20 protein-coding genes are annotated in these 16,848 nt (G+C 64.5%); 8 read left to right on the forward strand and 12 right to left on the reverse strand.

Translation table 11 applies throughout. The annotated features are described in order from the left end of the window. Positions 1-15: 15 nt before the first annotated feature. Positions 16-1,383, reverse strand: a complete 1,368-nt coding sequence (aztD, locus tag ACFVWT_RS09405) for a zinc metallochaperone AztD (RefSeq protein WP_390247387.1) — start codon at positions 1,381-1,383, stop codon at positions 16-18. A gap of 167 nt (positions 1,384-1,550) precedes the next feature. Between aztD and ACFVWT_RS09410 the strand changes: the two genes are divergently transcribed. Then, the gene (locus tag ACFVWT_RS09410; RefSeq protein ID WP_390247389.1) at positions 1,551-2,537 is read left to right on the forward strand and encodes an acyl-CoA thioesterase; all 987 of its coding nucleotides are present in this window, start codon (positions 1,551-1,553) and stop codon (positions 2,535-2,537) included. Positions 2,538-2,546: 9 nt separating this feature from the next. On the opposite strand, the gene dnaB is transcribed toward ACFVWT_RS09410, so the two are convergent. After that, the gene (gene dnaB, locus ACFVWT_RS09415) at positions 2,547-3,929 is read right to left on the reverse strand and encodes a replicative DNA helicase (protein WP_011693932.1); all 1,383 of its coding nucleotides are present in this window, start codon (positions 3,927-3,929) and stop codon (positions 2,547-2,549) included. 689 nt (positions 3,930-4,618) lie between these two features. Between dnaB and ACFVWT_RS09420 the strand changes: the two genes are divergently transcribed. Further along, entirely contained in the window at positions 4,619-5,086 is a 468-nt protein-coding gene (locus ACFVWT_RS09420; protein WP_390247391.1) for a hypothetical protein, read from the forward strand. A 2-nt stretch (positions 5,087-5,088) separates the two neighbouring features. Next, a complete protein-coding gene (locus tag ACFVWT_RS09425; RefSeq protein ID WP_390247393.1) occupies positions 5,089-5,670 on the forward strand; it encodes a hypothetical protein in 582 nt (193 codons plus the stop codon). A 17-nt stretch (positions 5,671-5,687) separates the two neighbouring features. Here the strand turns inward: ACFVWT_RS09425 and ACFVWT_RS09430 are convergent, their stop codons facing one another. Together ACFVWT_RS09430 and ACFVWT_RS09435 are read right to left on the reverse strand one after the other, a co-directional pair. Then, positions 5,688-6,053 carry a zf-TFIIB domain-containing protein gene (locus ACFVWT_RS09430; RefSeq protein WP_390247395.1) on the reverse strand — a complete coding sequence of 122 codons (366 nt, stop codon included), beginning with the start codon at positions 6,051-6,053 and terminating at the stop codon, positions 5,688-5,690. Positions 6,054-6,121: 68 nt separating this feature from the next. Continuing rightward, positions 6,122-6,748 carry an FMN reductase gene (locus ACFVWT_RS09435; protein WP_390247397.1) on the reverse strand — a complete coding sequence of 209 codons (627 nt, stop codon included), beginning with the start codon at positions 6,746-6,748 and terminating at the stop codon, positions 6,122-6,124. 150 nt (positions 6,749-6,898) lie between these two features. On the opposite strand from ACFVWT_RS09435, the gene ACFVWT_RS09440 reads away from it, so the two are divergent. Beyond that, a complete protein-coding gene (locus ACFVWT_RS09440) occupies positions 6,899-7,321 on the forward strand; it encodes a DUF1801 domain-containing protein (RefSeq protein ID WP_390247399.1) in 423 nt (140 codons plus the stop codon). A gap of 138 nt (positions 7,322-7,459) precedes the next feature. Here the strand turns inward: ACFVWT_RS09440 and rplI are convergent, their stop codons facing one another. The 4 genes from rplI to rpsF form a co-directional block, all read right to left on the reverse strand. After that, positions 7,460-7,912, reverse strand: a complete 453-nt coding sequence (gene rplI, locus ACFVWT_RS09445) for a 50S ribosomal protein L9 (protein WP_043479709.1) — start codon at positions 7,910-7,912, stop codon at positions 7,460-7,462. Positions 7,913-7,929: 17 nt separating this feature from the next. Continuing rightward, positions 7,930-8,169, reverse strand: coding sequence for a 30S ribosomal protein S18 (rpsR, locus tag ACFVWT_RS09450; RefSeq protein WP_003800144.1), 240 nt, complete (start codon positions 8,167-8,169; stop codon positions 7,930-7,932). Between the two features lie 126 nt (positions 8,170-8,295). Continuing rightward, a complete protein-coding gene (locus ACFVWT_RS09455; protein WP_317781537.1) occupies positions 8,296-8,871 on the reverse strand; it encodes a single-stranded DNA-binding protein in 576 nt (191 codons plus the stop codon). Between the two features lie 55 nt (positions 8,872-8,926). After that, the gene (gene rpsF, locus ACFVWT_RS09460; protein WP_011693941.1) at positions 8,927-9,232 is read right to left on the reverse strand and encodes a 30S ribosomal protein S6; all 306 of its coding nucleotides are present in this window, start codon (positions 9,230-9,232) and stop codon (positions 8,927-8,929) included. 267 nt (positions 9,233-9,499) lie between these two features. Here rpsF and ACFVWT_RS09465 point away from each other — a divergent pair, with 267 nt between their 5' ends. Together ACFVWT_RS09465 and ACFVWT_RS09470 are read left to right on the forward strand one after the other, a co-directional pair. Beyond that, positions 9,500-10,168, forward strand: coding sequence for a DUF1345 domain-containing protein (locus tag ACFVWT_RS09465; protein ID WP_390247402.1), 669 nt, complete (start codon positions 9,500-9,502; stop codon positions 10,166-10,168). A gap of 125 nt (positions 10,169-10,293) precedes the next feature. Next, positions 10,294-11,637 (forward strand): hypothetical protein, encoded by a 1,344-nt coding sequence (locus ACFVWT_RS09470; protein WP_390247404.1) that lies wholly within the window; start codon positions 10,294-10,296, stop codon positions 11,635-11,637. Between the two features lie 19 nt (positions 11,638-11,656). On the opposite strand, the gene ACFVWT_RS09475 is transcribed toward ACFVWT_RS09470, so the two are convergent. From ACFVWT_RS09475 to ACFVWT_RS09485, 3 genes are read right to left on the reverse strand one after another with little or no spacing between them, the layout of a single operon-like run. Further along, the gene (locus ACFVWT_RS09475) at positions 11,657-13,000 is read right to left on the reverse strand and encodes a M18 family aminopeptidase (protein ID WP_390247406.1); all 1,344 of its coding nucleotides are present in this window, start codon (positions 12,998-13,000) and stop codon (positions 11,657-11,659) included. A 48-nt stretch (positions 13,001-13,048) separates the two neighbouring features. Then, positions 13,049-13,960, reverse strand: a complete 912-nt coding sequence (locus ACFVWT_RS09480; protein ID WP_390247408.1) for an intradiol ring-cleavage dioxygenase — start codon at positions 13,958-13,960, stop codon at positions 13,049-13,051. A gap of 22 nt (positions 13,961-13,982) precedes the next feature. Next, the gene (locus ACFVWT_RS09485) at positions 13,983-14,258 is read right to left on the reverse strand and encodes a YegP family protein (protein ID WP_390247410.1); all 276 of its coding nucleotides are present in this window, start codon (positions 14,256-14,258) and stop codon (positions 13,983-13,985) included. Between the two features lie 255 nt (positions 14,259-14,513). Between ACFVWT_RS09485 and ACFVWT_RS09490 the strand changes: the two genes are divergently transcribed. Together ACFVWT_RS09490 and ACFVWT_RS09495 are read left to right on the forward strand one after the other, a co-directional pair. Then, the gene (locus ACFVWT_RS09490; protein WP_390247412.1) at positions 14,514-14,993 is read left to right on the forward strand and encodes an Hsp20/alpha crystallin family protein; all 480 of its coding nucleotides are present in this window, start codon (positions 14,514-14,516) and stop codon (positions 14,991-14,993) included. Positions 14,994-15,063: 70 nt separating this feature from the next. Further along, complete coding sequence (locus ACFVWT_RS09495; RefSeq protein WP_390247414.1) at positions 15,064-15,348, forward strand: hypothetical protein; 285 nt, start codon at positions 15,064-15,066, stop codon at positions 15,346-15,348. A gap of 79 nt (positions 15,349-15,427) precedes the next feature. Here ACFVWT_RS09495 and ACFVWT_RS09500 read toward each other — a convergent pair whose 3' ends face one another. Then, the gene (locus ACFVWT_RS09500) at positions 15,428-16,846 is read right to left on the reverse strand and encodes an amino acid permease (protein ID WP_390247416.1); all 1,419 of its coding nucleotides are present in this window, start codon (positions 16,844-16,846) and stop codon (positions 15,428-15,430) included. Positions 16,847-16,848 lie beyond the last annotated feature (2 nt).

Consider the following 16,848-nt stretch of genomic DNA (forward strand, 5'->3'; position numbering starts at 1 on the left):
CCACGCCTGGGAATCCTAACCGGATACGCCCGTCAGCTCGTTGGGCACGTGCGCGAGTTCCGCCGATTTGGCTACTTTGCCCGAGGGAAGGTCAACGGCATGGATCGCGCTGCTTGCGGGCTCCGTGATATAGGCAGTGGAACCCTGCACGAACAACGTCGGGCGAGGGTCCTGCCACGTTTCCGATTCCTCCCAGGCATCAACCACGGGGATGGTGGACGTGATGTTTCCGCTCGACGGGTCGATGATGCGCAGGGCACCGTCAGTCCCCAAAACCAGGGCCTCACCCGCGGGACCCCTGCCCAGCGAGCGGAACGAATAGCTCGTACCGAGTTCCACCAGCCGGAGGGTGGCCGTCTCCGCATTAACGAGCGAGACACGCGTAGGCCGTTCCAGCCCGGCATCCTTATCCACCTTGTAATCACCCAGAACCACCGGCGACTTGGGGGAGCCCGCCTGGTTTCCCATTCGCCCGTACGCATCAGGGCTGGACACTTTCGAAATCTTTCCGTCCCGGTAGATCAGCATGCCGTTTTCGCAGCCCACCACCACCGCATCCGGGCCGGCGGCTGCTTCGCCGTGCACGCCGGGGCAGTCCTCGTTGCGTACCAGTTCCGCCCGGTCCTGTCCCGCTCCCGCTGCAAGCACGGCGATCCCCCGCCTCGACTCCTCGTCGCCGAGCGTGACGAGGAGTTTGCCCGCCTCGAGCGGCACCGCTACGCCATGGTGGGCTGCCGGGGTGTTGTAGACATCGCTATCCGGAAGGACACCCGACTCCTCCGCCAATCCCGCCGGGTCGAAGAGCTCCACCTTTCCGGAACCGTCACTGAAGAGGGCGGTCCTGCCGGCGTGGAAGACGGCGTGGCCGGACTTGCTGGCTTCGAACGAGGCAGCCGTGAGGGATGGCTCAACGGCGTAGGAATGCCCGTGATCGCCATGCTTCTCAGTCCACACGCCCGCGTCGAACACCCTGAAAGCGTTTCCGGTGGACACCAGGACATGCCGGCCGTCACCCGCGGGGTTCAATCTGGTGAAGCCCGTAAGCTCCGCCTCCCCCACGACCTCCAGCGAGGTGGCATCCAGCACCGTGATGCCCCCGGCATGGGTCAATACCAGCCTGGGCGCGGGGCCCTGGACTTCCCGGCTTGCACTGGACGGCCCGGCGGGCTGCCCGGCGGATGACACGCCGCCTCCTGCCCGTGCGCCGTCACCGCTCCGCCCCGGATCCACGGCGCATGCGCTCAGCATGAGCGTGGCAACGGCAAGTCCGGCTGCTGCCGGCAGGCCGATCGGGGAAACCCGCGCACCAGGCAGCCGTGCCGGGCAAAGCGGGGGAAGCGAGGGTTTGGGGTGGCGGCGAAAGACGCTTTTTTGGCTCTTCATAAAATAAATAATAATCATTCTCAATAGGCTGGCAAATCGGGCCGTCACTTCCGGTTCCACCCACCAGCCCCCGCATGGCGCGCCGCCGCCGCCCGCATGTGGCGGGTTCTGCGGCGTTTGTGTCATTCGGACCCGCCGGTATGCCGGGTCATCAGTAAACTCGCAGCATGAGCGAGACTGCCGCCAACTCAGTGACCCTCCGCTTTCTAGCGGCCCCCATGGACGTCGGCCACAGCGGCTCCGTGGACGCCGGAACCGTGCTCGAGTGGGTGGACAAAGCGGCTTATGCCGCAGCGGTCGGCTGGGCCAAGTCGTACTGCGTGACGGCCTACGTGGGCAACATCCACTTTGCCGATCCGGTCAACAGCGGGGACATGGTGGAAGTCACCGCAACGATCGTCTACACCGGGCGGTCTTCCATGCATATCCGCACGGTGGTGTCCTCGGGCGACCCCAAAGGCGGGGCGGCCACAATGCGCAGCCAGTGCATGGTGATATTTGTGGCCGTGGGGCCGGACGGCAAACCGGTGCCCGTCCCGCAGTTCGAGCCGTCCACTCCGGAGGAAATCGAACAGCGTGACCACGCCTTGGCGCGCATCAAGGTCCGCGAGGACATCGTCCAGGCGATGAATGCGCAGGAGTACACGGACGCCGGCACCGCGGAACGGGTGGTCCTTCGGTTCATGGCCGCCCCGACGGATGTGAACTGGGGTGGCAAGGTGCACGGCGGCATCGTCATGAAGTGGATCGACGAGGCGGCCTATGTTTGCGCGTCACGGTATTGCGGCAAGGACACCGTGGCGGTATTTTCCGGCGGGGTGCGTTTCTACCGGCCACTGCTGATAGGACACGTCGTGGAAGTGGAGGCGCGTCTTGTATACACCGGCACCAAAGGAATGCACATTGCGGTGCACGTCCGGTCCGGGGACCCCAAGGGTCGGGAGATGAACCTGACCACGTACTGCCTGACCGTCATGGTGGCCAGGGACGCGGCCGGGAACTCGGTGCCGATTCCGCCGTGGGTGCCGGTCTCGGAGGAGGACAAGCGCCTGCACGCCCACGCCCGGGAGCTGCTGGAGATCCGCGGCCGGGCGCCGGGGAACCGGCTGCCCAACCACCTGCTCTCCGCTGGCGGGGTGCAGGAAAGCGCCTAGTCGGGTTGGCTAGAAGCCGCCGCCGCCGGCGTCCGCCGCCATGTTGGCGAACCGCGAGTAATGCCCCTGGAAGGCGACCACAATGTCTTTCGTAGGGCCGTTACGGTGCTTGGCAATGAGGATGTCCGCCTCGCCGGCGCGCGGCGATTCCTTGTCATAGACGTCCTCGCGATGGAGCAGGATGACCATGTCGGCGTCCTGCTCGATGGAGCCCGATTCTCGGAGGTCGGAGACCATGGGCCGCTTGTCCTGGCGCTGTTCGGAGCCACGGTTCAGCTGTGACAAGGCAATCACGGGCACCTGGAGTTCCTTGGCCAGCAGCTTCAGCGCACGGGAGAACTCTGAGACTTCCTGCTGGCGTGATTCCACTTTCTTGCCGGAGCTCATGAGCTGCAGGTAGTCCAGGATGACCAGCTTGAGGTCGTGCTGCTGCTTCAGCCGGCGGCACTTGGCCCGGATTTCCATGAGCGACATGTTGGGGCTGTCATCAATGAACAGGGGCGCGTCATTCATCCGGCCCATGGTTGTGGCGATCTTGGACCATTGTTCATCCTTGATGGTGCCCTTGCGGAGATCCTGGAGACCGATGGTGGCCTCCGCGGAGAGCAGACGCATGGCAATTTCGTTCCGGCCCATTTCCAGGGAGAACATCACCGTGGCGAGGTTGTTCTTGATAGCGGCGGACCGGGCGAAATCCAGCGCAAACGTGGATTTACCGACTGCCGGGCGGGCAGCGATAACAATCATCTGCCCCGGGTGCAGGCCGTGGGTCAGTTCATCCAGTTCGTAGAAGCCCGTAGGGACGCCCACCATCCCCTCGCCTCGATGGCCGGAGGCTTCGATCTCGTCCACCGTGGATTCCATAACGTCCTTGAGGACCACATAGTCCTCGGCGGTGCGCCGCTCGGCAACGGCGTACACCTCGGCCTGCGCCTGGTTGACGAGGTCTTCCACTTCGCCGTCCGAGCCGTAGCCCAGCTGGACGATCTTGGTGCCGGCGTTGACCAGCCGGCGCAGGACTGCACGCTCGGCGACGATCTCCGCGTAGTATCCGGCGTTGGCTGCCGTGGGCACGGTCTGGATGAGCTCGTGCAGGTAGGCGGGGCCGCCGATCCTGTTGATTTCGCCGCGCTTGGTCAGTTCATCGGACACTGTCACGGCGTCGGCGGGTTCACCCCGGCCGTAGAGGTCAATCACGGCCTCGTAGATGGTCTCGTGCGCGGGCCGGTAGAAGTCCTGGCCCCGCAGAATCTCCACCACGTCCGCAATGGCGTCCTTGGACAACATCATGCCGCCAAGAACTGATTGCTCAGCGGGGATGTCCTGGGGCGGCTTGCGGCTGCCTTCGGAACCCCGGGTGCCCTCGATTGAGTCCAGGTGCGTAACTGACAAAGCTGCCGTCCTCCGTTGTGTACCGCGGCGCATTCCTTGATGCCGTCGGTGCTGTAGCTATCTGCCATTGGGCTGCCATGGCGCAGCGAAACCCCGCTGCGCGGCAGGACAAGTACTACCACCCGGCACTGACAGTTTTTCCTGCGCGGGATTACGCCCGACCGCTGTTCCGGCCGCAAACCCGGTTATCCCCAATTTGCAGAGGTTATCCACAATCGATGGTCCGGGTGAGCTTCGGGATCGTCCGCAATATGCTCCTGCTGACTCCCGAAACCAAGTACCACTGCCCCAAAAACAGGTATCCCGCTACGTTAGTACCCCCGCTCCCGGGCACCAAGCCCGCTTACATGCACACCTGTGGATAAGTTGTGGACTACCGGGCGCTGCTTGTGCACAGCCTGTGTGGCAACCTGTGGAAATCAAAAAACTTTGCGGCCCAATACGCCTCTGACCTGCGGAAACGTTGAAAATGACCTGTGGACTAAAGATTCTTTTAAGGAACGTTCATCCACAGCTTGCAGGTTCCCATTGGGGATACCGGGGAGTAACCCGGGGACAAGTGACGGAGAATATACCCGTTGTGTGATTTAGGCCTCGCCACGGGGTTCGAATTGACGCCTTCCTCGCAGGGCTGTATGCGCAGCCGAGAATATGCTGTGGATAACAGCGAACTGGCATAAGCTCTATTCATGGGCGATGTCTTGATGGTTATGCTGCCTGCCCTCATCCTTGTGGCAGTGATCTGGGCGGTTTCCACGGCGCTGAAGCCCCGGGACACCGGCATCTCGGATGCGGAGCGCTATCAACTGGAACTGGCCGTACGGTCGCAGGCCCACTATGCAGCACAAGTACAGGCAGCCACCGCCGCGCGGGCACGGGTCGACGCAGCCACCCGGCCAAGCCAGAACGAGCAACAGCAGTCGCAGCAGGCCGACCACGCACGGGCGGCCTTGCGCGCCCAGGCCGGGTCGAGTCCTGGCGTTGGAATGGATGGCTACCAAGGTCCGGTCCTTCCCGGCGGCCAATTGAACCCGCAGTTCGCTCTCCAACTGCAGGCTCTGGCCCGCAACGGCCAGAAACTTCAAGCCATTAAGATGCTGCGGCAGGCAACCCACTCAGATCTCCTGACCGCAAAAAATTATGTAGATCGGCTTTAGCAATGGAATCGCTAGTGATCCCCGTCCTGATCCTGCTCATCGTGGTGGCCGCCGTCCTGCTGGTGGCCCGCGCCGTGGGCCGCCGCACTGGCGGTGCAACAGCGCCCGCCGCTAGGACAGGCCGCGGAACTCCGTCCGGTGATCCCGTGGAAGCGGCCAGGGCCGCAGCAGCCAAACTCACCGAAGACCAGCACCGGCGCCTGTACGCCCTGATCGCCCAGGGCCAGGCCATGGCGGCCATCAAGCTCTACTACGAAGCCTCAGGTGACGGCCTGCGGGCCTCCCGCGACGCCGTCGGCGCCCTGGCCGCCCACCCGCAGCCGTTCCGCCCAGCGGCCCCCGAGGCCCCTGAGCATGACGACGACGATGCTCCCGAGCGTTTCCCGTACCGCTACCGCGCGATCGCCAGTAAGGGCGATGTCACGCGTGAGGTCAGCAGCAACATGCTGAATGACGAGATATACGGCCGGATCCGCACGCTTGCCAAGAGCGGTGACACCGAAGCAGCGGCCACGGCCCTGACCCGGCACTCGGACATTTCCATGAAGCAGGCCAGGGAATTCATTGCGCTGCTCGACGACTGAACCTCCGGCCCGGCAGCTCAGAAATCGAAGAGCTCGCCGAGCCAGCCTTCCTTCTTCTTAGGCCTCCGGCGGTCGTCATAGCGGGGCTGGTCGTACCGCGGCCGGTCCCTTGGGTCGTCATAGCGGCGCTCATCAGGTCGGCGGTCATCGCGGCGCGGGTTGTGGTTGTTATACAGCGGCGGCGGAATCAGTCCCGGAACAGGCGGGGCGGCCGGCGGCACGGGGGCCGCCGGCCCCGGACCCATCAGCTCGGCGGCGCGATCGATGATCTTGTCGAGTTCGCCGCGGTCAAGCCACACACCCCGGCACTGCGGACAGTAGTCAATCTCCACTCCACTGCGCTCACTCATCACCAGGTCAACTGAATCCACAGGGCATTTCATGTCCCGCACAACGATCGGTACGCCTGAAAAGTTCGAATCAAGCCGGGCCGGGCGCCGGGCACTGCTGCCTAGCGGCCGTTCGAGATTCCGGCCAGGAGCTGTTCAAACGGCAAGGAACCTGCGGCGTCCGGCCTCCGCCGCGGCCGCGAGGCCTTCACAAGCTCCGCAAGCTCATCAGCCGCCCTGTCGATCCGCACCGAAAGGGGCGAGCCGCCGTCGTCCGTGTTGCCCCAGTCCTGGGGTCCGGCGAAGACGCCGGTGGCAGCCGTCCGGGTCCGCAGGTAACTGAACAACGGCCGCATGGCATAGTCCAGGACCATCTGGTGGCGGTCGGTGCCGCCGGTTGCCCCGAGGAGCACGGCTTTGCCCTCCAGTGACTTGGGGTCCAGGACATCGAAGAAGGACTTGAACAAGCCGCTGTAGGAGGCGCTGAACACCGGTGTGACGGCGATGATGCCGTCGGAGTCCTCCACGCCGGCAATCACTTCGGCCAGCCGCGGCGGCGCATAGCCGGTGACAAAGTTGTTGGCAATGTCCACGGCCAGATCACGGAGCTCAACCACATCGACGGACACTTCGTAGCCGGCGGCAGTTAGCCTGCGCTCGGTTGCGGCCGCGAGTTGGTCGGCCAGCAGCCTGCTCGACGAAGGAACGCCTAGTCCGGCGGTGAGGACGGTGATACGGCGGGTTTCCACGGTTTACTCCTGAAGGTCAACGATAAGTCCAGACTACATGCGTTTGCATCTATCGAGTAAACCGGCGCCTCCCCGTGTTTATTCCAAGGCACAGGACCCCCACGTGCAAACCCTGCTGACAAGCGCAGCGGCGTCTGCCAGACTGCCGTCATGGTTGAAAACAAGACCCGCGCAACCGACGCTTCCGTGGATGACTTCCTTGACGGCGTGGAGAATCCGGCCCGCCAGCGGGACGGCCTCAGGCTCCTGGCCCTGATGAAGGAAAACACCGGCGAAGTGCCCGTGATGTGGGGGCCAGGCATCGTGGGTTTTGGCAGTTATCACTACCGGTATGAGAGCGGCCGCGAGGGTGACACAGTGGCCGTGGGTTTCTCGCCGCGGAAGGGGAGCCTCTCACTCTATGGCCTCACATACGCGCCCGAAGCCGCGGAGCTGCTGCCGCGCCTTGGCAAGCACAAGGTCGGCGCTGGGTGCCTCTACATCAACAAGCTCGAGGACGTGGATGAAGGGGTGTTGGCCGAACTCATCCGGGCGGGCCACCGGCACTCCACCACCGTGATGCACCAGGAGTAGCCCCGGACGCACCAGGACCTTTGAACAGCCGGGGATTAAAGAACAAAGGCCCCCTCCTGCGGTTCCGAAAAGGAAATCCGAGGCGGGGGCCTTCAGCAGTTCAGGACTGCGTAGCGCTCTGGCGGTTGGCCGGAGGGGCTACTTACCTGCGACTACGTCGAGTTCGATCACAGCGGCAACGTCGTCGTGCAGACGGACGTTGGCCTGGTAGGAACCGGTCGACTTGATGTGAGCCGGCAGTTCAACCTTGCGCTTGTCGATGCGGCCGAGGCCGGCGGCCTCAACAGCGTCGGCCACGTCGCCCTGCTTGACGGTGCCGAACAGACGTCCGGTCTCGCCAGCCTTGACAACGAGCTTGACCGGCTTGGCCTGCAGTGCAGCGGCCTGCTTCTGAGCGTCTTCCAGGGAAGCGTGCTCGCGGGCAGCGCGGGCAGCCTTGATGGACTCAACCTGCTTCTCGCCGCCCTTGGACCAGGTCAGTGCGAAACCGCGGGGCAGCAGGAAGTTACGTGCGTAACCGTCCTTGACCTCGACGACATCGCCAGCAGCACCGAGACCGGTGACTTCGTGGGTCAGAATGAGCTTTGCCATTTTAGTTAATCCCTTCCTTAGCCGCGGCCAGCGCCGGAGTAAGGCAGCAGAGCAACTTCGCGGGCGTTCTTGATTGCCTGGGCGATTTTGCGCTGTTCCTGCACCGTGACGCCAGTGACGCGACGGGCGCGGATCTTTCCGCGGTCGGAGATGAACTTGCGCAGCAATGCTACGTCCTTGTAGTCGATGACGGTGATGTCAGCGGCCTTCAAGGGGTTGGACTTTGGTTTGGGCTTACGGAGTTCAGCCTTAGCCATCGTGGAGCTCCTATTCTATGGAGCCCGTGGATATTGATCCACGGGATGGTGGTGGTTCGGCGGCGGCACTCACCCGGGAGCCATAGGGCATCCCGGCGGGTTCCGGCGCCGGACCTGAATTATTGGTTAGAAGGGAGGTTCGGAATCCGGGCCGTTGCCCCAGCCGCCGCCTGCATTGCTGACCCCGGGCGTTGCCCAAGGGTCTTCCTGCGCTGCGGGCTGGTTGCCGCCCCAGTTTCCTCCGGTGTTGCCGCCCTGGTTTGCACCCTGGCCGCCACCGAACCCGCCGCCGCTGTTGCCGCCGCCGAAGCCGCCCTGACCACCTTGACCGCCGGAGCGCTGGGTGCGGTTGACCTTGGCGTTGGCGTAGCGCAGGCTCGGGCCGATTTCATCGACTTCGAGCTCGATAACGGTGCGCTTTTCGCCTTCTTTGGTTTCGTAGGAACGGCTCTTCAAACGGCCGGAAACGATAACCCGCATCCCCTTTGTGAGGGATTCCGCGACGTTTTCGGCTGCTTCACGCCAGACGGATGCGCGGAGGAACAGGGTTTCCCCGTCCTTCCATTCGTTTGACTGGCGATCGAAGGTGCGGGGCGTAGAAGCGATGGTGAAATTCGCTACTGCCGAACCTGACGGTGTGAACCTCAGTTCGGGGTCATTGGTGAGATTACCGATGACCGTAATAGTGGTTTCGCCTGCCATCTACTGCCTCCTTGTTCGTTCCTGCGGGGTAAAGATTGAATGTACGGTGCTGAAATTACTCAGCAACGACCTTCTGCTCTTCGGGGCGGGTGATCTTGGTGCGCATGATGGTCTCGTTGAGACTCAGCTGGCGGTCAAGTTCCTTGGCGGTGTCCGGCTTGGCGGTGAAGTTCACCACGGCGTAGATACCTTCAGACTTCTTCTTGATTTCGTAAGCCAGTCGACGACGGCCCCAGATGTCAACCTTTTCGATGGTTCCACCATCGTTGGTGATGACGTTCAGGAACTTCTGAAGCGACGGCTCAACGGTACGCTCTTCGACCTCGGGGTCGATGATTACCATCAATTCGTAAGGACGCATATGTGAACCCACCTCCTTTGGGCTAAGCGGTTACGGCATTTCCGTAACAGGAGGTTCATTTGCGGTGCCGTGCGCATCCGGTCCCCAAAACGAAGGCAGGACGCAGCACAGACTTCAATATCTTAGTGCATTTAGGCCGGTTTCGGCGATTCGTGACCGCTCAAGGCTAGTCCCGGGTCCGTGCCGGGCGGAAACGCTCCGGGATCCTATGTGGAAAACCGGCGCGGATCCGGGCTGGGGCTGTTTGTTTGGCTAGAGTATCGACACATGGACACCAGCCCCCTGCCCGCCAGGGTGAAACGAAGCCGGCTGCGGTTTCTTGCCATGGTTTTGACCGGCCTGGCGGCCGCGGCGGTCACCGGGCTGTCCGGATACTGGGTGGAGGCGCCGGCCGTCGGCTGGGGCAGCGCGGCCCTGGTCTACGTGGCCTGGGTCTGGCTTGTGGTGGGACGTCTCGACCCCGCAGGCACCCGAGCCCACGCGACGTCCGAGGACCCGTCGCGCAGCACCACCGACCTGCTGATCCTGGTGGCCAACGTTGCCAGCCTGGCCGCAGTTGCAGCCGTGGTGGTGGACTCCCACAGGTCCGACGGCGGCTCGCGGCTGAGCGGCGGCCTCCTGGCCCTGGCGTGCGTCGCGTTGTCCTGGATCCTGGTGCAGACCCTTTTCACCCTCCGCTACGCCGAGCTGTACTACAGTCCCGGGAAGCGGGGCGGATCCGACGCGGGCGGCATCGATTTCAACCAGCACCGGCCTCCGCAGTACACGGACTTCGCCTACCTGGCCACGAGCCTGGGCATGACGTACCAGGTGTCCGACACCAATCTGCAGAACCACCTCATCAGGGCTGAAGCCCTCAAACACAGCCTGCTGTCCTATCTCTTCGGCACCGTCATCCTGGCCACCACCATCAACCTGGTGATCGGGCTCGCCTAGGAACCGGCCTGTTGCGGGCGCGCGTGGTCCGCGGTGGTGGCTAACACCGGGCCTTGACCCATCGGGCACCGAAGAGGACCATGGCACAAGTACCGGTCTCACCTCGGCAACGATAGGTGAAGGCCATGGAAAAAAACACGCCTCGCAGCACGCTCAGGGCCGGAGGAATCAGCCTCGCCTTCCTCCTTGCATCGGCGTTGGTAGCCGCAGGGATGTGGAACCAGGCGCAATCCTCAGCTTCCCCGGCGCAGGCGGCGTCTGTTCCCGCCCCCGTTCAGTTGCGCGAAGTTGACGGTGGTCCCAACTACTTCGCTAAGTTTCCCGGTTCGCTGCCTGTAGATCCCGCGTATTTTCCCATCGGGGTCTGGCTGGAGAGCCTCATAGAACCCACCGACGCCCCGAAGGACCGGCTCGTCGGGATAAACCTCTACGTTGACTTGACGAGCAGTTCAGACATTGCGCACGCCACGAACCAGGGGATGCGCGCATTGACCAGCGTCGCGGTTCCCGCTGCCGCGGGATGGGTCATCGCGGATGAGCCGGACATGTGGGCCGGCCCCGGGAATGACGCATGGACCCGCAACTGGCCGGGAGCGGGGCCCATATGCGCTCCGGAGACCGGGCGCTGCGGGTACACCGTCCAGCGCGAAATGCGTAAGACCGTGCCCGCCGGACAGATGGTGTACGCCAATTACGGGAAAGGTGTGACGTTCTGGGAGACCAACGAGCAGGCAGCCGCCTTCGTCAACGAATTCCAGGATGTAGTGTCCGCGGACAACTACTGGTTCACCGACCCGTACATCTGCGGCGCGTCCGAGGGCGGCGGCGTGTTCGCCGCCGGGGCGGCGTTGGCACCTGAGAAATGCAGGCTCGCCGCCAACTACGGCTGGACCGTCGACCGCGTACGTTCCCTGGTGCAGCCGGCATTGAGCAAACCCGTCTGGGCCTTCGTGGAAGTGGGCCATCCCTTCACGGACCCTACTGCCCCCACCATCTCAGGACCGGAAATCCGCGCTGCCGTGTGGAGCAGCCTCATCCACGGGGCACGGGGCATCGTCTACTTCAACCACAACTTCGGCGGCCCCTGCCTGTCACAGCATGTGTTGCGGGACACCTGCGGGGACGCCGTCAGGCCCTGGGTGACCGACGTCAATGCACAAATTACTCGTCTGGCGCCGGTCCTCAATTCCCCGTTCGTGGACAATGCCCTCTCGCACGGCGCGGGCGTCAGTGCGGCTGTCAAAGTCCACGGCGGATCGCTGTATGTCCTTGCCGGTTCGGCGCAAGCGGGGCAGCAGGACGCCCTCTTCCAGTTGAACTGCCTGGCTGGCACCGACTCCGCGGTCACCGTCCTGGACGAAAACCGCACTGTCACCATGACGAAGGGCGCATTCAGTGACCACTTTGCCGACGGGAATGCTGTCCATCTCTATCGGGTAGACGGAGCCGCTGCGTCCTGCGTCAAGTAGCAGGCGGATGCCTCCCGGCCTACGCCGCCGTCCGGAAGAACAACTCCGTCACCCGGGCCAGCCGGAAGGGGTCCTCAACGCCGCACAGTTCGCGCGCGGAGTGCATGGACAGCAGCGGCACGCCCACGTCCACGGTCCTGATGCCGAGCCGCGTCGCCGTCAGCGGTCCGATGGTGGACCCGCACGGCATCACGTTGTTGGAGACGAACTCCTGGTACGGGACACCCGCGTCGGCGCACAGCCGGGCCCAGAAGGCGGCACCCGGGCCGTCGGTCGCGTAGCGCTGGTTGGCGTTGATCTTCAGCAACGGGCCGCCGTTCAGCACCGGCCGGTTGACCGGGTCATGGCGCTCCGCGTAGTTCGGGTGCACCGCGTGGCCGGCGTCGGCCGACACGCAGAACGACGCCGCCAGGGCCCGCCTGCGCTGGCTGGCTGATGCCCCGAGGCCGTCCGAAATACGCACCAGGACGTCCTCGAGGAGCGGCCCGCAGGCCCCCGACCGCGAGTTGGACCCGATCTCCTCGTGGTCGAACGCCGCCAGCACGGCGATGGGCCCGCCGTCCGCCTGCTCACCGGTTTCCGCATGTGCGATGAGCGCGGCCAGGCCGGCATGGGTGGCGGACAGGTTGTCCAGCCGCCCGGAGGCGAAGAACTCACCCTTGGCCCCGAAAACCGCGGCCGGCTGCGTGTCCGCCACAACGACGTCGTACCCGCCGATCTGTGCCGGATCCACCGGCGCGGAACCGGGAGCCGCTGCGGTGGCCCGTTCGGCGAGCAGCGCAAGAAGGTCCTCGCCTGCCGGATCGCCGAGCCCAAAGACGGGATTCATGTGCTGCTGCTTGTCCAGCGCCAGGCCCTCATTGACTGCGCGGTCCAAGTGGATGGCGAGCTGCGGGAACCGCAGCAGCGGCCCCGTGGCGGTCAGGCGCTGCGTTCCGTCCAGCATCACCAGCCGGCCGGCCAGCTGCAGTTCCCGGTCCAGCCAGGAATTGAGCAGGGGGCCGCCGTAGATTTCCACGCCGGCCTGCAGCCAGCCGAATTTTCCCGTGGTGGGCTTGGGCTTGAGTTTGAACGACGGCGAATCGGTGTGCGCCCCCAGGATGTTGAAGCCCGTGGTCGGTCCGGCATTCTTCGGCGTCACCCATGCGATCAGGGCACCGTCGCGGATCACGTAGAACCGCCCTGCCGCCCCGCCATCGGTGCCGCCGCCAGCCGGCCAGGCCGCCAGTTCGTCCAGGCCTGTGAATCCCGCCTGGTCCAGCCGGCGCGCGGCTTCCTGTACCGCATGAAAGCTCGACGGCGAGGCGCTGACGTACGCGCCCAGGTCCTGGATATGGTCTGCGGCAGTGGCGTGGGAAGGCATGGCTTCGAGTCTAGCCGGGACCCGGCGGCCCGCGCCTGGGGCCTTGTCCTAGACCGTGACGTTGAGTCCCGCCGCGTAGCCGCGGGCCACTGAACCGGACATGGTGGCCAGCTGGTGGATGCCGCCGTCGTCGCCAAACACGTTGTCCGAGGTGAGCGTGGTGTTCGGGAAATTCCGGGCACTGGCCTCATAGCCTGCCGTGGCGTACACCTCGTTGCAGGCTGCCTCAGTCATGGCGATCTGGGAGACCGCCAGCACCTGGCCGGCCGCAGTGGCGTTGCTCATGGACTCGAAGACTTCGAAGTGGATGTGCGGCCAGCGGCCGTTGTATGCCCCCGGGTAGATGGTGGCGAAAGAGACCTGGCCGTTGGCGTCCGCTTCCTGGACACCGCGGAGGAAGTTCTCTTTTTCAAGTCCGGCGTCGTACATCGAGTACTTGCCGTCCCGGTCGCAGTGCCAGGCGTAGACGGCGGCACCGGCAAGGGGTTTGCAACCGTTGGCGTTGTCCAGGAGGGTCAGGGTGACCGTCAGCGGAATGCCTTCCGCTTTGGTGGTGGAGGTCCCGAAGCTGGCTGTGATGTCCTGCCGGACCACGCCGGACGCCGTCAGGGCGTTCGGGCCGTTGGAACCGTCGCCGGGGTAGGGCCCCGCTGTTTCCTGCGGAATTTCCACGCCGCATTCGGCGATGGCCCGGGTCAGGGTGGGTGACGCGGAGGGCGTGGCGGAAACGGACGCAGACGAAGTCGGCGTGGTGGTCGCGGAACTGCTGGCGTCCGCCGCCGTCGTCGCGGCTCCGGAAGCGGACCCGCCGGGCGTGCACGCTGCCAGGGCGGCCGCCGCTGTGCCGGCACCGAAGAAGAGGCCCAGTGAACGGCGGCTCATCAGGGTGGCAAGGTCGAATTCCAGGCCGCGGTCGTGGTTGGGGTGGGGTTCGTGCGGAAGGGGCGGTGACGTTGTCATGCACCCATCAAACGATGACGCGCTATGCCGCGCATAGGCCTTTCCTGTGAGCCCGCTGTGCGACTGCCGACGGCGCGGGGGTCTTCATGGCGCGGGGTTTCTCGGGCTCGTGGACGGTGGGACAGAGGTTGCTGATCAGGCCCGTGCCGGCGCATTCCCGCATCGCCTCGATGCCAAGGGCCGCCGCACTGGTATCCGGAAATGGCCGCGAAACAGCCAGCACCGTACCGTCCGGGGCTATCATCCTGAAACGCACCCCGGCTGCATCGTCCGCGAAAAGCTCAAATTTTCCCGCCATGGTTTCCTTCCGAAAGTGGTCGTGGGGATTCCTCTCCATGCTGCCCTCATGTCGTCAACCCGGTAAGGGACGAAAGTCCTCTGCTTGGATAAATTCCCGGACATGAACGCCGGCCCTGCCTGTCGGCGCCTCCGCTTCTGCACCATCCGGGGACTTTGGGCCCTGTTGTCCGCTCCGGGGATGGGTATCTACTGGGGTTTGGGTCCGGGCCGCCAATGGCTGCCGGCTTGCCAGGAGAACAATCAGGAGAGAGTTATGTCCGGTGCGTTGAAATGGTCCCCGTTCGAGTCGGCCCGGTGGCCCTCTTCCCAGGACGGGGCGGACAGGAAACCGTCGCAGTTCGTCGGCGCATTGGGGCGCCCCTTCGAACACACGGACGCGCCCGTCGGTGTTGAGGAAGTCAGAGTCGACGAGTACGTCGACCAGGAGACCCTGGTGGTCCGGGCACAGCTGCCCGGCGCGGATCCTGACAAAGACATCGAGGTTTCCGTGGCCGGAGGAGTGCTGCATATCCGCGCCGGACGTGACGAGGCCGGCGGCCACGCCGACGGGGAACGGTTCTCTTCCGGATTGCGTTACCGCCGCTTCACCCGCAACCTGCCGCTGCCGGAGGGTGTGACGGACAAAGACATCAAAGTGTCCTTCCGGAACGGCGTCCTGGAAGTCAGGACCCCTCTTCCCGCGGCACCCGGGACCGCTGCCGCCGAAAAACGGCTCCCCATCAGCCGCGATTAGCCGCGGCTGCACCATCGAACAGCTGCCCGACCGGGAAAGAGGCAAGACAACACATGGAACGGGTCCCCTCATGGAACTGAAATCACACTGGGACCGGCTGGATCCCGAAACCCGCCGGTGGCTCATCGATAATCCGGGGTGCGTGGTGCTGCCGAGGACGATTGCCACCATAGTCGCCAGGGTTGCTGATGAGCCCGTGGTCCGGGATCAGCACGGCGCCATACAGCTCACCCCGGCAGACGTCAGCTTCATCCGCTCCCGCGTTCACGGATCCTCCGCCGCAACCGGGGAGCATCGTTTCTTCGACGCCGTGCAGCCGGACCCGGACGTAACGGAGTCCGGACACCTTGGCTGAAGGTGGCCGGACTCCGTTTCCTGGCGGGCTGTGCCCACTCCTGCTGCGCTAAAGCCTTTCCCGGGCTAGCGCCTTCGGACTACGAGGCCGGGCCGGCAGTTACCCCGGCTTCTTCCGGCGCGGCTTCGGCCGTAACGGTGCCGGTGGCGCCGAGGCCCTTCCGGTAGCGCCACACACCCACGCCCACCACCACAGCGGCCAGGCCGAGTGAGAGCAGCAACGACTCCCGCGTGGATTCCAGGATCACCATGCCGATAAGCAGCGCGACGATGCTGGCAATGGCCACCCAGGTCAGGTACGGGAAGAGCCACATCTTCAGGGCCAGGTCCTTGGCGGCGGCACCCATCCGCTGGCGGAGGACGAGCTGTGAGGAGGCGATCACCAGCCAGACGAACAGCGCAATTGCACCCGAGGTGTTGACGAGGAACAGGAACACGGTGTCCGGGGCGATGTAGTTCAGGCCCACAGTGATGAACCCAACGACGGTTGAGGCCAGTACTGCGGAGGCCGGCACGCCGCGGCCGGAGATCCTTGTCCAGGCGCGGGGTGCGTCCCCGCGGCGGGCGAGGGAGAACAGCATGCGGCTGGCCGTGTACAGGCCGGAGTTCAGGCAGGACAGCACCGAGGTCAGCACCACAATGTCCATGATGGTTCCGGCGCCGGGGATGCCGAACAGTTCGATGACTGCGACATACGGGCTCTTGGCCACGGATGCGGAGTTCCACGGCAGCAGGGTAACCACGATGGCGATGGAGCCGATGTAGAACACCAGGATGCGCCAGACAGTGGACTTTACGGCCTTCTTGACGGCGTCCACCGGGTTCTCGGATTCACCGGCGGCAATAGTGGCAATTTCGGCGCCGAAGAAGGAGAAGACAACTACCAGGATGCCGGCGAGGACGGCTCCGGGGCCGTTGGGCAGGAATCCGCCGTTGTTGACCAGGTTGTCCAGTCCGGGTGCCGGAACTCCGGGAATCAGGCCCAGGATGGCGGCCACGCCAAAGATCAGGAACAGCACAATGGCGGCCACTTTGATGGAGGCGAACCAGAACTCGAATTCTCCGTACGACTTCACCGAGCCCAGGTTGGTGAGAGTCAGGAGCACCATGAGGACCAGGGCCCACACCCACTGGTCGATGCCCGGAACCCAGCGGTGCATAATGGCCGCACCGGCGGTGGCTTCGATCCCGAGGACGATGATCCAGAACCACGCGTAGAGCCAGCCGATGCTGAATCCGGCCCACCGGCCCAGCGCTTTGTCCGCGTACGTGGAGAATGATCCGGTTTCGGGATTGGCGGCCGCCATTTCGCCGAGCATCCGCATCACCAGGATCACCACGATTCCCGCGGCCATGTAGGCGAGCAGGATGCCGGGACCGGCCTGCTGGATGGCAGCACCGGAACCCACAAAGAGTCCGGCGCCAATCACGCCGGCAATGGCGATCATGGAAAGGTGCCTTGGTTTCAGGGACTTGGAAAGCTGTTGGTCAGCGTGCATGG

Source organism: Arthrobacter sp. NPDC058288 (assembly GCF_042880995.1).
Taxonomy (GTDB): Bacteria; Actinomycetota; Actinomycetes; order Actinomycetales; family Micrococcaceae; genus Arthrobacter.